Origin of the sequence: Streptomyces sp. NPDC056224, from assembly GCF_042267665.1 — a bacterium.
In the GTDB taxonomy this organism is placed as follows: Bacteria; Actinomycetota; Actinomycetes; order Streptomycetales; family Streptomycetaceae; genus Streptomyces.
Genome location: NZ_JBHJTK010000004.1, coordinates 40,954 through 55,198 on the forward strand (window position 1 = coordinate 40,954; position 14,245 = coordinate 55,198).

The 14,245-nt window shown below is 74.6% G+C and carries 14 protein-coding genes; 12 read left to right on the plus strand and 2 right to left on the minus strand.

What is annotated here, in order from left to right:
- Positions 1-5 precede the first annotated feature (5 nt).
- From ACFCZ1_RS07520 to ACFCZ1_RS07555, 8 genes are all read left to right on the plus strand, one after another.
- On the plus strand, positions 6-938 hold the full coding sequence (locus ACFCZ1_RS07520; protein WP_376677447.1) for a phosphatase PAP2 family protein: 933 nt from the start codon (positions 6-8) through the stop codon (positions 936-938).
- Entirely contained in the window at positions 935-1,894 is a 960-nt protein-coding gene (locus tag ACFCZ1_RS07525) for a hypothetical protein (protein WP_376677448.1), read from the plus strand. The genes ACFCZ1_RS07520 and ACFCZ1_RS07525 overlap by 4 nt, the downstream gene beginning before the upstream one ends.
- Positions 1,895-1,974: 80 nt before the next feature.
- Positions 1,975-2,241 carry a GlsB/YeaQ/YmgE family stress response membrane protein gene (locus tag ACFCZ1_RS07530; RefSeq protein ID WP_376677449.1) on the plus strand — a complete coding sequence of 89 codons (267 nt, stop codon included), beginning with the start codon at positions 1,975-1,977 and terminating at the stop codon, positions 2,239-2,241.
- Between the two features lie 159 nt (positions 2,242-2,400).
- A complete protein-coding gene (locus ACFCZ1_RS07535; RefSeq protein WP_376677713.1) occupies positions 2,401-2,613 on the plus strand; it encodes a hypothetical protein in 213 nt (70 codons plus the stop codon).
- The gene (locus ACFCZ1_RS07540) at positions 2,574-2,813 is read left to right on the plus strand and encodes an S-adenosylmethionine: 2-demethylmenaquinone methyltransferase (RefSeq protein WP_376677701.1); all 240 of its coding nucleotides are present in this window, start codon (positions 2,574-2,576) and stop codon (positions 2,811-2,813) included. Before ACFCZ1_RS07535 ends, ACFCZ1_RS07540 begins: the two co-directional genes overlap by 40 nt.
- Positions 2,814-2,886: 73 nt before the next feature.
- Positions 2,887-4,590, plus strand: a complete 1,704-nt coding sequence (locus tag ACFCZ1_RS07545; RefSeq protein WP_376677450.1) for a peptide-N4-asparagine amidase — start codon at positions 2,887-2,889, stop codon at positions 4,588-4,590.
- A gap of 45 nt (positions 4,591-4,635) precedes the next feature.
- The gene (locus ACFCZ1_RS07550; protein WP_376677451.1) at positions 4,636-6,261 is read left to right on the plus strand and encodes a serine/threonine-protein kinase; all 1,626 of its coding nucleotides are present in this window, start codon (positions 4,636-4,638) and stop codon (positions 6,259-6,261) included.
- Between the two features lie 73 nt (positions 6,262-6,334).
- The gene (locus ACFCZ1_RS07555) at positions 6,335-7,264 is read left to right on the plus strand and encodes a squalene/phytoene synthase family protein (protein WP_376677452.1); all 930 of its coding nucleotides are present in this window, start codon (positions 6,335-6,337) and stop codon (positions 7,262-7,264) included.
- A gap of 349 nt (positions 7,265-7,613) precedes the next feature.
- Here ACFCZ1_RS07555 and ACFCZ1_RS07560 read toward each other — a convergent pair whose 3' ends face one another.
- Together ACFCZ1_RS07560 and ACFCZ1_RS07565 are read right to left on the minus strand one after the other, a co-directional pair.
- Complete coding sequence (locus ACFCZ1_RS07560) at positions 7,614-8,300, minus strand: transglycosylase SLT domain-containing protein (protein WP_376677453.1); 687 nt, start codon at positions 8,298-8,300, stop codon at positions 7,614-7,616.
- Positions 8,301-8,726: 426 nt separating this feature from the next.
- Positions 8,727-9,641, minus strand: a complete 915-nt coding sequence (locus ACFCZ1_RS07565; protein WP_376677454.1) for a dihydrodipicolinate synthase family protein — start codon at positions 9,639-9,641, stop codon at positions 8,727-8,729.
- A 155-nt stretch (positions 9,642-9,796) separates the two neighbouring features.
- Here ACFCZ1_RS07565 and ACFCZ1_RS07570 point away from each other — a divergent pair, with 155 nt between their 5' ends.
- The 4 genes from ACFCZ1_RS07570 to ACFCZ1_RS07585 all read left to right on the plus strand — a co-directional run bounded on the left by ACFCZ1_RS07570 (position 9,797) and on the right by ACFCZ1_RS07585 (position 14,231).
- The gene (locus ACFCZ1_RS07570) at positions 9,797-10,756 is read left to right on the plus strand and encodes a LysR substrate-binding domain-containing protein (protein ID WP_376677455.1); all 960 of its coding nucleotides are present in this window, start codon (positions 9,797-9,799) and stop codon (positions 10,754-10,756) included.
- Positions 10,757-10,869: 113 nt separating this feature from the next.
- Complete coding sequence (locus tag ACFCZ1_RS07575) at positions 10,870-11,958, plus strand: S-(hydroxymethyl)mycothiol dehydrogenase (protein ID WP_376677456.1); 1,089 nt, start codon at positions 10,870-10,872, stop codon at positions 11,956-11,958.
- 122 nt (positions 11,959-12,080) lie between these two features.
- Positions 12,081-13,385 (plus strand): alpha/beta fold hydrolase, encoded by a 1,305-nt coding sequence (locus ACFCZ1_RS07580; protein WP_376677702.1) that lies wholly within the window; start codon positions 12,081-12,083, stop codon positions 13,383-13,385.
- An 81-nt stretch (positions 13,386-13,466) separates the two neighbouring features.
- Entirely contained in the window at positions 13,467-14,231 is a 765-nt protein-coding gene (locus tag ACFCZ1_RS07585) for a PIG-L deacetylase family protein (RefSeq protein ID WP_376677457.1), read from the plus strand.
- The last annotated feature ends 14 nt before the right edge of the window (positions 14,232-14,245 follow it).

Genomic DNA, 14,245 nt, shown 5'->3' on the forward strand with positions numbered 1-14,245 from the left:
GGGGGATGACCTCCCATGCCACACCCGCCGGGGCGGCGGCCGGACGCCGAGCCGCGCGCCGCCGCCTCATACGCGAGCTGCTGCTCGTCGCGGGACTGTTCACCGTCTACAAGGCGGGTCGGTCGCTCTCGACCGGACGTACCGAAGAGGCCCTCGGCAACGCCGCGTGGATCTGGGACGCCGAGCGCGCCCTGCGCCTGCCCGGCGAGGGTGCCGTGCAGCGGCTGCTGCTGCACGGGGACGCCCTCGTGCACACCGCCAACACGTACTACGCGGCCGTGCACTTCCCGGCGACCGCGCTCTTCCTGGTCTGGCTCTACCTGCGCCGCCCCGCCCACTACCTCTGGGCCCGCCGCGTGCTCACCGTGCTCACCGGGGCCGCCCTCGCCCTGCACCTCGGCTTCCCGCTCGCGCCCCCGCGGCTGCTGGGTGCCGCGGACCTGATCGACACCGGACAGGTGTACGGCCCCACCGTCTACGGCGCCGCGCCGGCCACCGACACCATGGCCAACCAGTTCGCGGCGATGCCCTCCCTGCACTTCGGATGGGCGCTGACGCTCGCCCTCGGCATGATCGCCGCCACGCGCCCCACCAGGTGGCGCGCCCTGTGGCTGCTGCACCCCCTGCTGACCCTCCTGGTGGTCGTCGGCACGGCCAACCACTACTGGCTCGACGCGATCGTCGCGACCCTCCTGCTCGGGGCCGCCCTGCGGCTGGTCCCGCGACCGGATGCCGCCCATGCCGATGGTGGCGGTGGCGGCGGTGGCAGAGGGGACGCGGAGGCGGGCGCCGTGCACGGGCTGCCCGGCCCGCGAACCGCCGCCGAGCCCGGCCCTGTCCCCGGCTCCGGCTCTGCCCCCGACGCGGCCGTCGGATCCGGTTCAGGCTCTGCCCGTGACACGGCCGTCGCCCCCGCCTCCGCAGGAGCCGAGCGGTGAACGCCACCGCTCTCGCCGTCGTCCTCTGCCTCGCCTCGGCCGTGACCTACGCGGCCGCCGCCGTCGCCCAGGAGCGGCTCGCCCGCGCCGCCGTCGCACGCAGCGCCAGGGCCCTGCTCGGCTCCGGAGCCTGGTGGTGGTCGGCCGGGCTGAACGCCGCCGCCGCCCTGCTGCACGCGGCGGCCCTGCGGTACGGACCGCTCACGCTGGTGCAGCCGCTCGGCGCGCTCACCCTCGTGGCCGCCGTCCCGCTGGGCGCGCGCGGAGCCGGCCGCCGGGTGGCGGCGAGCGAATGGCGGGGCACCCTGGCCACCGTCGCGGGGCTGGGTCTGCTGCTGCTCCCGGCCTCCGGGCCGGCGCCCGACGACACCCTCAGCCTGGCCGAGGCGCTGGCCGTCTCCGGGGCCACGGCCACCGTGATCCTGCTGCTGACCGCCGTCAAGGACCCGCGCTCGGGGCTGCGCCACGCCACGGCCTCCGGACTGGCCTCCGCGGCGGCCTCCGCCCTGACCCAGACCGTGGCCGTGGCGGGAGGGCGCGGAGGATCCCTGTTCAGCGTCCGGGTCGTCGCCGTGGCCCTGCTCGTCGTGGTGTTCGCGGTCGGCGGGATGCTCCTGTCGCAGCGGGCCTACCGGGGCGGGCTCGGTGCCCCGCTCGCCGTGGTGAACCTGGCCAACCCGTTGGCCGCCGCGGCGATCGGCATGGTCCTGCTCGGCGAACGCCTCCAAGGCGGCGCGCTGGGGGTGCTGCTCGCGGTGGCGGGAGCCTTCGCCGCGGCGCGGGGGGTGCTCCTGCTGACCCGTACGCCCCCTGCGCGCGCCGCCCGGGCCGTGGCCGCCGAAGCCGAGCCGCCCGCCGCCCGGGCCGTGGCCGCCGAAGCCGAGCCGCCCGCCGCGCCCGCCGCGCCCGCCGCGCCTACGGCGCCCACGGCGCCGATCAGCCGGGTGGCCGTGTGAGCCGACGGCCGGAGAACCGTTTCGGCTGCCCTGGCGTCCTCCCCGGTGAACACCGGAACACCGAAACGGAGTGAATGGACATGGGGATCGTCGGCTGGATCATCCTGGGACTGCTGGCCGGAGGCATCGCCAAGGTCCTGCTGCCCGGCCGGGACCCCGGCGGCCTGATCGGCACCACCCTCATCGGCGTCGCGGGCGCCTTCACCGGCGGCTGGCTCTCCGCGAAGTTCCTGGACCGGCCGGTCCAGGCCCAGTTCTTCGACCCCGCCACCTGGGGCTCCGCCATCGCCGGCTCGCTGGTCCTGCTGATCGGCTACCGAATCCTCTTCGGCAATTCGCGGGACTGAGCCTTCGCCCCCGTCCCCACGACCTCTTCGCCGAGCCGAACGGCGACGCGGATCCCGAGAGGATCACCGCACGGCTCAAGCGGTACCGTGCCGTGAGGCATGAGGCATGAGGCATGAGGCAGAGCGCACCGGACCGAGCAGCGAGGAAGTCCCGGAGACATGGGCGTCACCCGGTTCCGACTGCTGGGCGGCCGCCGGGTGTTCGCCGGCCCGGTGCGGACCCTCTCCTGCCACGAGGACAACGCGCTGCTGCGCGAGCTCGTGCACGCACCGGGCGAGGGCGCCGTCCTCGCGGCGGCGGCTCGCTGCGCACCGCCCTCGTCGGCGACCTCATCGCCGGCGCCGCCGAGCGCAACGGCTGGGCCGGCCTGATCATCAACGGCGCGGTCCGCGACAGCGCCGCCCTCGGCGGACTCGACCTCGGGGTCATGGCGCTGGGCACCGTGCCCCGTAAGAGCGGCAAGACCGGCGCGGGCACGGTGGACGAGCCCGTCACGATCGGCGGGACCACCTTCCGCCCCGGGGACACGGTCCACGCGGACGCCGACGGCGTCGTCGTCCTTCCGGCCTGACCGGCGATTTCACGCCAGGGTCGGCGCACCGGCCCTGGCGCCCTCCGGGCGGGCCGGGTTTCACTGCGGGCCCATGAGACGACACAGGATCACGGGCGTGCTCGGCGCGATCGCGCTGGCCGCGGCCACGCTCGCCACCGCGGGACCCGCGCAGGGCGCTCCCACCACGGCCGCCGCACAGGCACCCGCGACCGGAGGCGGGACACCGCCCGCCGAGTTCGGCACCGACTGGCACGACCCCCTCACCCCCGCCCCGCCCGTCACCCGGCCCGGGACCCGCTCCTGCGAGGTGACCCTCGCCGAGGCGCAGTTCCGCGACTTCACCCCGTACCGGGGCAGCTACGCGCCGCCCCGGGGCTGCGGCTCCGACCACTGGGCCAAGGTGGTCCTGCGCCTCGACGGCAAGGTCAAGGGCCGCCAGTACGACCGCCTCGGCCACCTCTCCCTCGGCGGCGTCGAAATCCTGCGCACCTCCACGCCCCAGCCCTCGCCCGACGGCATCACCTGGTCCGTCGAGAAGGACGTCACCCGCTACCGCGACACCCTCACCCGCCCGCAGCCCGTCGAGATGCTCATCGGCAACGTCGTCAACGACACCTACACCGGTGTCATCGACGTGAAGGTCACCCTCACCTTCTACGCCGCCGAAGGCCGCCCCGGTTCCGCCGGATCCGCCGGTTCCACCGACTCCGCCGAGCCCACCGACTCCGCCGAGACCCCCGACCGCGTGCTGGCCCTCACCACCCCGGAGGTCACCACCCCGCGCAACACGGAGCGCCTCCTCGCCGAGGTGTACGCCACCGGCTCGGGCGGCGGCTGCGAGGAGTACTGGTACATGACCACCCCGGACGCGGCCCCGTACTCCTGCAAGGCGTCCGACGGCCCCTACCGCGAGGTCCGCGTCGCCGTGGACGGGCGGCTCGCGGGCATCGCCGCGCCCTTCCCGACCGTCTGGACCGGCGGCTGGTCCAACCCCTTCCTCTGGTACGTCACGCCCGGCCCCCGCGCCTTCGACGTGCAGCCGGTCGTCTACGACCTGACCCCCTTCGCCGCGCTACTCAACGACGGCCGCCCGCACCGGATCGAGGTTTCCGTGGCCGGGGTGCCGGCCGGACAGAGCGGCTGGAGCACCCCGGCCAACCTCCTGCTGTGGCAGGACGGGGCCCGCGAGGTCGTCACCGGCGCCCTGACCCGGCACGAGCAGAGCGATCCGGCCAACTCCTCCCGCTGGACCCCTGCCGCCCCCGCACCCGGCGCCGAGCACCGCCTGGACACCGAGGGCGGCCACCGGCTGACCGTCGCCGGATACCTGGACACCTCGCACGGGCGGGTCACCACCACCGTCACCCGCGCCGTGGGCAACACCTCGGTCCATCGCTGGACCGACGGCGAGAACCGCGACGCCCTCACCGCCACCTGGACCGACGAGGAGACCGTGACCCGAGGGGCCACCACCACCCGCACCGCACGCACGTACACGATGAACGGCGAGACCACCCTCGGCGCCGGCGACCGGCTGCGCACCGTCCTCTCGCTCGGCGACCGCGCGGACACCGTCACCCTGCGCCGCGGGCGGACGGCAGACGTCTCCCGCCTCGACAACCAGTACACGGGCGACGCCACTTACACCGCGAACGTCCCGCGCGACCAGCGGCACGCCGTCGCCACCACCACCGCCCGCTACCGGCTCCACGGTTCCCCGGCGTCCGGCGGCTGCTACGACCGTACGGTGGCCACCGCGCAAGGCACGATCACCGCGGACCGCCGACGCTGCTGACACCGCCTGCACCGCTGTCGCACGGGACGCCTACGATGACGGCCCATGGACACGAGTGAGGCCGGCAGACAACTGATCGACGGCCGTTTCGAGCTGGTCGCGCCCCTGGGCAGCGGCGGCATGGGAACCGTCTGGCGCGCCCGCGACATCGCCCTGCACCGCGAGGTCGCACTCAAGGAGGTGCGGCCGCCGGACCCGGCGACCGCCGCCGCCCAGCCCGGTCTCGCCGACCAGCTGCGCGAACGGGCCGTCCGCGAGGCCCGGGCCCTGGCCCGGCTCGCCCACCCCCACGTGGTGACGATCCACCACATCGTGGAGCCTGCGGACGGCTCGGAGGGACACCCGTGGATCGTGATGGAGCTGGTCCGGGGCGGCTCCCTGCACGACCGGCTGGCCGGCGGCCCGATGCCGCCGGCCGAGGTGGTCAGGCTCGGACTCGACGTCCTGTCCGCGCTGCGCGCCGCACACGCCGAGGGCGTCCTGCACCGTGACGTGAAACCGGCCAACGTGCTGTTGCGCCCCGACGGGTCGGCGGTGCTCACCGACTTCGGCATCGCGGCCCTGCACGGATCCACCGGCCTCACCTCGACCGGCGTGCTCATCGGCTCGCCGGAGTACATCGCGCCCGAGCGCGTCCGAGGCGAGGAGGGGCTGGCCGCCTCCGACCTGTGGTCGCTGGGCATGCTGCTGTACGTGGCCGCGGAAGGCGTCCATCCGCTGCGCCGCGCCACCAGCCTGGCCACAGTGGTCGCCGTGCTCGACGACCCGATCCCGGCGCCCGTACGCTCCGGCCCGCTGGCGCCGGTACTGGAGCGGATCCTCGTGCGCGACCCGGCCGCGCGGCCCGACGCGGCGCAGCTGGAACAACTGCTCCGGGACGCGAGCACCGCTCTCGCCGCCCCCGGGGCCGCCGCGGTCCTGGGGCAGTTCGGGCCGCCCACGCCGCCGCCCTTCGGTCCGGTCCCCACCCCGTACGCGGCCACCGCGCCGCTGCACCCGGCGTCGGCACCGCGGCGCCGCCCGGTCCTGCTCGCCGCAGCCCTCGCGGCGGTACTGGCGGCCGGAGCCGTCGGGGTCGTCAAGTTGCTGCCCGACGGCACCCAGGACGGCCGGGAGGAGAAGGGCCGCCCCGCCGCCTCGGGGCCGGCGCTCACGGCCCCCGCCGTCTCGGCCCCCGCCTCCGCGACCCCCGGACCGAAGGCGAGTACGCCCAAGGCGACGGCGCCGCAGGGCAGCCTGCTCACCCCCGCCAACATCCGGACCGCCGTGGCGGCGCTGAAGCAGCAGACCGGCACCACCACCTTCGTGGACCTGCGGATCTACGACGAGTACGTCATCGCCTCCGTTCCCACCGCCCCCGGAGCCAGGACCGTCGACTCCTGGCAGTACCGCGACGGCGGGGTCACCCGCACCGGCCCGGCAGGCACCGTCAAGGACCGCGCCCCGCTCATCGACATGGCCAAGGTCGAATGGGACACCCTGCCCGCCCTCCTGGAACAGGCCAAGCAGGACCTGGGCGTGGCGAACCCGACCTCCCGCTACGTGATCGTCGAGCCCTGGATGATGGACCAGAGCCCGTCCATGCGGCCCTACCTCAGCGACGAGTACGGCCAGGGCGGCTACGTCCTGGCCGGCACCGACGGCAAGGTCAGGAAGGTCTACCGCTCGTAGGCCGTGGCTCCGGACCTGCGATCCTGATCTTCGTACACGCGCGGAGAAACGTTCCGAGGGGAGCACGAGCAGCATGCCGAGCTGGCGCACCACACTCACGGCGGCCGGGATCCGCGGCACCCGGCTGCGGGACGACTACACGCACGCCGCCCGGCGCGTGCTCCGCCGCGAACCCGCCCCTTACCTCGCGCTGCGCCTGCTCGCCGCCCCGCCCCTGGTGCCGTGGCTCGCCGCCGGCCTCGCGTTCATGAACCTGGTCGACGACGTGGCCGAGACCGGCACCCCGTCACAACGGGCCGCCAACCTGGCCGCGTTGACCGGCCGGGTCGAGCGGGCCCTCACGTCCGGGGACAGCCCCGACCCCCTGCTGCGTGCCTACGCCCACGCCGTGGACGCGCGCGCCCTGCCCGCCCACTGGGTCTCCCGGTTCCTCGAGGGCGCCGCCACCGCCGAGGCGGGCTTCGACGGTTTCGCCACCGAGGAGGACTTCCAGGCCTACCTCGACGCCTACGCCTGGCCGGGGGTGCTGGTCTTCACCGGCCTCCAGTACCAGGGCGGACCCGGCCCCGAACAGGCGGCGGGCTGGCGGCGGTTCGTCGACGCCGCCCAGCGGGTCGACTTCCTCGCGGACCTCGCCGGAGACCTCGCGGACGGCCGCCTGTGCATCCCGCGCGCCCGCCTCGACGAGCACTCCGTGACCCGTGCCGACCTCGAACAGGCCCGCGACACCCCGGCAGTACGCGCGCTCCTCGCCGCCGAGACCCGCCGCGCCCGGACCGCCCTCGACGCGACCGACGGCATCCTCGAACTCGCCGATCCGGGGCTGCGCCCCGTCACCGGGACGATGGCGGAGCTGATGGCGCACCAGCTCACGGCCGTGGAGCGCGCGGGAGTCGACGCCCTGCGCCGGGACATCGGCTACGGTGTGGCGGCCCCCCTGCGCACCCTCGCCCGAGCCCGCGGCGCGGCCCGCCGCCGAGCCCGCGCACGCAGTCACCCGTAAGTTGGCGCCCGGGCGGTGACACAGGGCGGTGACACAGGGCGGTGACACAGGGCAGTGATACGGGGCAGTGACGCCGGGCGGTGACATGCGTCCGGCCGCGGCCGCGGACACGTGGCTCCGCCGGCGACCCGCGTCCTTCCCGGCGTGGTGGGTACGACACGGACCCCGCACCCACCGCCCGTCGTCCGCTTCCGCCACACCTCCACGTCCTTCGGCCCCGTCCGGGCGGCGGACGTCCTCGACGCGGCGGTGGACGGGGCGACCGTGACCGCCCCGCCCCACCCGGGCCGTTCCACCGGGGCAGACCCAGCGGAGGCCGTCCAGCGGCGCCCGTTCAGTGGCGCCCTTCTCAGTAGGCCCCGTTGACGTTGTCGATCGAACCGTAGCGGGCGGCCGCGTAGTTGCAGGCGGCCGTGATGTTGGCGACCGGGTCGTAGGAGTCCATCGAGGTACCGGGCACGTGGTAGGCGCGGAACGTCGGGTCGATGACCTGGAGGAGGCCCTTGGACGGGATCCCGTTCCGGGCGTTGATGTCCCAGTTGTTGATGGCGAGGGGGTTGCCCGAGGACTCGCGCATCACATTGCGGTGAATTCCGTTGTAGCTGCCGGGAATGCCGTGCTTGGCCATCACGTCCAGCGACTCGCGGATCCAGCCGTCGAGATTGTTCGGGTAGGCGGTGGCGGGCTTGGCAGCCGCCGCCTTGGCAGCCGCGGCCTTGGCAGCAGCGGCCTTGGCCTGGGCGGCGAGGGTCAGTTTGAGACCGGGCCGAATGATCGACGGATCGGCGCCGACGGCGCTCTTGTTCGCCGCGTACAGCTGCTCCCAGCCGCCGCTCAGGGAATGCTCCGCCGCGATCTTCGAAAGGGTGTCGCCGGCGACCACGGAATAGGTCATGGGCGCAGCCGCCTCCGCCGCCCCGGCGGTGGTCGTGCTGATCAGAGGCAGGGCGAGGGCCGCGCCACCCGTGCCGGCGATGGCCAGCCTGCGGGCGATCGGGTTGTTCTTCGGCCGGCGGTGCTTTCCCTTTGCGGGCATGGCGCATTTCCTCACGTGGGGGGGGGACGGAGAGGCCCCGGGGGTGGCCGGATTCGGCAGTGGCCCACCGGGAATGAGGGTGACCGTAGGCGAGCCCTCCGGGCGGGAACAAGGCCCGAATTCCACCGGTAGATCGACTTCCTGCTTTCCGTCCCGAAAATGACCTTGGCGCCCCCTTCGCGCATGGGACAACTTTCTTTCCGGGAAAAGGGAATCGGCCCTCCGGTGGAAATGATGTTGGCGGTTTCCGAGTGACTCACATCACGGGCCGCAGGTCCGGTCGGGGCCGGGTGCCGAATAGGTGCAAGTCCACTCTCCGAGGGCCGGATTCGGGCGACACGCCCGTTGGCGGCGAATCGCCCATTCAGGATGCTTTCCGGCGTTTTTCCCCCTCGTTCAGCCTCCCCGAGGCGCCCGCCCCGCCCCTCAGAGCTCCGTCAGCTCCGCCAGCCGCGCCAGGGTGGCCGCCACCGCCGCCCCGGAGGCCGGCAGCAGGGGCAGCCGTACGCCGGGCGTGGGGATCCGCCCCTGGGCGTGCAGCACGCCCTTGACGACCGCCGGATTGGGCTCGGCGAAGGCGGCCGCCGACATTCGGGCCAGGGCGTGCCCCAGGGGACGTGCCCGCGCCACGTCGCCCGCCCGCCAGGCTGCGGCGAGCTCCGCGAACCGGGCCGTCGCCAGGTGCGCCGAGGCCAGGATCCCGCCCGCCGCGCCCAGCGCCAGCAGCGGCGAGAGGTACGCGTCGTCTCCGGCCAGCACCTCGAACCCGGCCGGCAGGTCGCCGAGGAGCGCCACCGCGTCCTCCCCGATGCCACCGCCCGCGTACTTCACCCCCGCCACTCCCGCGAGCGAGCCGAGTGCCCGCAGTGCGGCGGCGTCCAGCGGCTGCCCGGTCCGGTACGGGATGTGATAGACGATCAGCGGCACGGGACTCACCTCGGCCAGCCGCGCGAAATGCGCCAACACGCCCGCCGCCGAGGGCCGTACGAACGAGGGCACGGTCACCAGCGCCGCCCGCGCCTGCGGCCACCGCGCCAGCCGGGCCAGCGACGCCTCGGCGGCCCGGGTTCCGCTCGCCCCGGCGCCCACGGTCAGCGGCGCGTCCCGCTCCGCACAGACCCGGGCGCAGACGTCGGTGACGAGATCGCGCTCCGCCTCGTCCAGCGTGGCCACCTCGGCGGTGGTGCCGAGGGCGACGATCCCGGTGGCACCCGCGTCGAGCACCTCGTGGGCGAGCGCCTCCAGGGCCTCGGCGGCGACGTCCCCGGTGTGGGAGAAGGGGGTGACGAGGGGGACGTGGATGCCGTGCAGCGAGAGGTCCTCGGTGATGTCTCGCGCCATGTTCCCCGCCCCGTCCTGTGCCCTGTTCTGCACACGGTCCCGTGCCCCGTCCTGCACACGGTCCTGTGCCCTGTCCTGTGTCATGCCGTCGAGCCTGGCCCGTCCCGAGCCTCAATTCCAGTTCGCGTTCCTTACGCGTTCCGTAAGCTGAGCCGATGCTCGATGTACGACGCCTGCGCCTGCTGCGCGAACTGGCCCGCCGCGGGACCATCGCCGCCGTCGCCGAGGCCCTCTCCTTCAGCCCTTCGGCGGTGTCCCAGCAACTCGGCGTCCTCGAACGCGAAGCCGGGCTGCCCCTGCTGGAGCGCACCGGCCGCCGGGTCCGCCTCACCCCGGCCGGGCAGAACCTGGTGCACCACGCCGAGGCCGTGCTCGAACGGCTGGAACAGGCCGAGGCCGACCTCGCCGAGGCGCGCAGCGGCCTGGCCGGAGTCCTGCGCATCGGGGCTTTCCCCACCGCCACCCGGGCCATCGTCCCGGCCGCCCTGACCGCCCTGGCCCGGCGCCACCCGGGGCTGGAGCCGATGGTCTGCGAGACCGACCCGGCGGCGGTCGCACACGCCCTGCGGGCCGGGGACCTGGACGTGGCTCTGGTCCACGCCTACGACTTCGTGCCCGGCGCCGAAGAGCCCGGGCTGGCCACCGAGCCGCTGTACGGGGAGGCGATGTACCTGGCCGCGCCCGCCGGGGAGACCCCCGGGCCGCCGCCCGGCACCGGCCAGGACGCCGCCTTGCGCGCGTACGCGGACGCCCCCTGGATCACCGCCACCCCCGGCACCCTGTGCCACGCCATGACCGTACGGGCCTGCCAGGCGGCCGGGTTCACCCCGCGCATCCGCCACCAGGTCGACGAGTTCGCCACCGTGCTCGCCCTGGTCGCGGCCGGCCAGGGCGTGGCCGTCGTCCCGCAGCTCGGGGTCACCGGCCCGGCCGGACCGGGCGTGCGCCTCACCCGCCTGGTGATGCAGCGCCGTACGAACCTCGCCTTCCGCAGCGGAGCCGGCGCCCACCCGGCCGTGGCCGCCTTCGGCGCGGCCCTGCGGGCGTCCGTACCGCCGGAGCTGGCGGGGGACACCTCCCCGGGGGTGCCCCCGGCCCCAACCGGGGGCAGGTAGCCGGGGGCAGGTGGCAGGGGGAGATCCCACGCCGCGGAGTGAGGCAACTCCCTTACGGCGCGGAGCCCGTGTACGTTCTGACGGGAGCCAACGAGAGCAGAGCGGGGTAGGACGTGACGCATCGCGTACGAGGGGTCATCGCCCGGAGCAAGGGCGCACCGGTGGAGACGACGACGGTGCTCGTGCCGGACCCGGGACCGGGCGAGGCGCTCGTCCGGGTCCAGGCCTGCGGGGTCTGTCACACCGACCTGCACTACCGCGAGGGCGGCATCAACGACGAGTTCCCCTTCCTGCTCGGCCACGAGGCCGCCGGGATCGTGGAGTCGGTCGGCCCGGACGTCACCTCGGTGGCCCCCGGCGACTTCGTCGTCCTCAACTGGCGTGCGGTGTGCGGGACCTGCCGGGCCTGCCGGCGCGGACGCCCCTGGTACTGCTTCGCCACGCACAACGCCACCCAGCCCATGACGCTGGAGGACGGAACCCCGCTCTCCCCGGCGCTCGGCATCGGCGCCTTCGCCGAGAAGACCCTCGTCGCCGCCGGTCAGTGCACCAAGGTGGACCCGGCCGCGGCGCCGGCGGCCGCCGGACTCCTCGGCTGCGGGGTGATGGCCGGCCTCGGTGCCGCCCTGAACACCGGCAACGTCGGGCGGGGCGACTCCGTCGCCGTCATCGGCTGCGGGGGAGTGGGCAATGCGGCCGTGGCCGGGGCCCGGCTGGCGGGCGCCTCCACGATCATCGCGGTCGACCTCGACGACCGGAAGCTGGAGTGGGCGCGCGGTCTGGGCGCCACGCACACCGTCAACGGCCGCACCGAGGACGTGGTCAAGGCCATCCAGGCCCTGACCGAAGGGAACGGCGCCGACGTGGTGATCGAGGCGGTCGGCCGCCCCGAGACCTACCGGCAGGCCTTCTACGCCCGCGACCTGGCGGGGACCGTGGTCCTGGTCGGCGTGCCGACCCCGGAGATGAAGCTCGAACTCCCGCTGCTGGACGTCTTCGGCCGCGGCGGGTCCCTGAAGTCCTCCTGGTACGGGGACTGCCTGCCCGAGCGCGACTTCCCGATGCTCGTCGACCTCTACCTGCAGGGCCGTCTCGACCTGGACGCCTTCGTCTCCGAGACCATCCCCCTCGACGGGGTCGAAGAGGCCTTCGCCCGGATGGAGCGCGGCGAGGTGCTCCGCTCGGTCGTCGAGTTCCCGTAAGTCCCAGGTCCCTGCTGGACCCCGTACTAGAATCGCGCGGTACGCCACACCCCCGCGCCCTCCGCCGCACCCGGCCGGGGGGCGCGGTCCCGCACCTCGTACCCCAGGGGCCGTCCGTGACCATCGAGCACAGCTACCGCCAGCCCGGGACGGTCCTCACCGATCACCGGTTCACCGTCCCCCTGGACCACGCGCGCCCGGACGGCGAGCAGATCGAGCTGTACGCCCGCGAGGTCGTCGCCACCGGCAAGGACCCGGCCGGCCTGCCGTGGCTGCTCTACCTGGAGGGCGGACCCGGCTTCGGGGCCCGGCGCTTCACCGGCCGGCAGGCGTGGCTGGAGCGGGCCCTGGCCGACTACCGCGTACTCCTGCTCGACCAGCGCGGAACCGGACGCTCCACGCCGGTGAACCGGCAGACCCTGCCGCTGCGCGGCACCCCCGCGCAGCAGGCCGAGTACCTCGCCCACTTCCGCGCCGACTCCATCGTGCGCGACGCCGAGGCCCTCCGCCGCGCCCTGACCGGCGGCGCGCCCTGGACCGTGCTCGGCCAGAGCTTCGGCGGGTTCTGCACGACCCACTACCTCTCCACCGCCCCCGAGGGCCTCACCGCCGCCCTGATCACCGGCGGCCTCCCGTCCCTGACCGCCACCGCCGACGAGGTGTACGAGGCCGCGTACCCCCGCATCGAGCGCAAGAACCGGGCGCACTACGAGCGTTACCCGATGGACGTGGAGCGCGCCCGCCGGATCGCGGCCCACCTGGCGGAGCGCCCGGCCGAACTCCCCGGCGGCCACCGCCTCACCGTCGAGGCCTTCCAGTCCCTCGGCCTGATGCTCGGGTCGGGTGACGGCAGCCACCAACTGCACTACCTCCTGGAGGACGCCTTCGTCCCGGCCTCCGCCGGACCGGCCCTGTCCGACGCCTTCCTGGAGGGCGCCCGGGCGCACCTCTCCTTCGCCGGACACCCCCTCTACGCCCTGCTCCACGAGTCGATCTACGCCCAGGACCCGGCCGCGCCCACCGCCTGGGCCGCCGAGCGGGTGCGCGCGGGCCACCCGCGCTTCGACGCCGCCAAGGCCCTCGCGGGCGACGAGCCGCTCCTCTTCACCGGCGAGACCATCCACCCCTGGCACTTCGCCGCCGACCCCGCGCTCGCCCCGCTGCGCGAAACGGCGGAACTGCTGGCCGCCCGTACCGGCTGGGGGCCCCTCTACGACCCGGACCGACTCGCCGCCAACGAGGTGCCGGTGGCCGCGGCCGTCTACCACGACGACATGTACGTCGACACCGCGCACTCCCTGGAGACCGCCCGCGCCATCCGGGGCCTGCGGACCTGGGTCACGGACGAGTTCGAGCACGACGGAGTCCGCGCGGGCGGCCCGCGCGTCCTGGACCGGCTGCTGACCCTCGTGCGGGGCGACGCCTGAGCCGGTCCGTTCCCCTGGGTCCTGTCGTCACAGTGGCGCGGGCCAGGCGCCACTTTGACGACAGGGCCTAGGGTGCGACTCATGACCGAACGGAATGATCAGGCCGCCCCCCTGCAGCCCATGCCCACCGACTGGCAGCGCGCCCTCGCGGTCGTCGCCCACCCGGACGACCTGGAGTACGGCTGCGCGGCCGCGATCGCGGATTGGACCGACGGCGGCCGCGAGGTCGTCTACCTCCTCGCCACGCGCGGCGAGGCAGGCATCGACACCATCGCCCCCGCCGACTGCGCGCCGCTGCGCGAGGCGGAGCAGCGGGCGAGCGCGGCCGTCGTCGGGGTGTCCGAGGTGGAGTTCCTCGACTACCGGGACGGCGTCGTCGAGTACGGGCTCGACCTGCGCCGGGACATCGCGGCGGCCATCCGGCGGTTCCGCCCCGAGCTGATCGTCACGCTGAACCACCGGGACACCTGGGGCAGCACGGAGGGCGGCGGCTACTGGAACACCCCCGACCACAAGGCCGTCGGCCGGGCCGTCCTGGACGCGGCCGCGGACGCCGGCAACCGGTGGATCTTCCCCGAACTCCTCACCGAGCAGGGTCTGGAGCCGTGGGGCGGGGTGCGCTGGGTCGCGGTGGCGGGAACCAGCACGCCGACGCACGCGGCCGACGCCGGCCCGGGACTGGAGCGTTCCGTCAGCTCCCTGCTGGAGCACAAGGCGTACATCGAGGTGCTGACGGACCAGGACCCGGAGGAGTACGTACGTTCCTTCCTCACCGAGAACGTCCAGCGGGCGGCGGACCGGTTCGGCGGCCGTCCGGCGGTCCCGTTCGAGGTCTTCCCCCGCTGACCGGGCCCCCATAA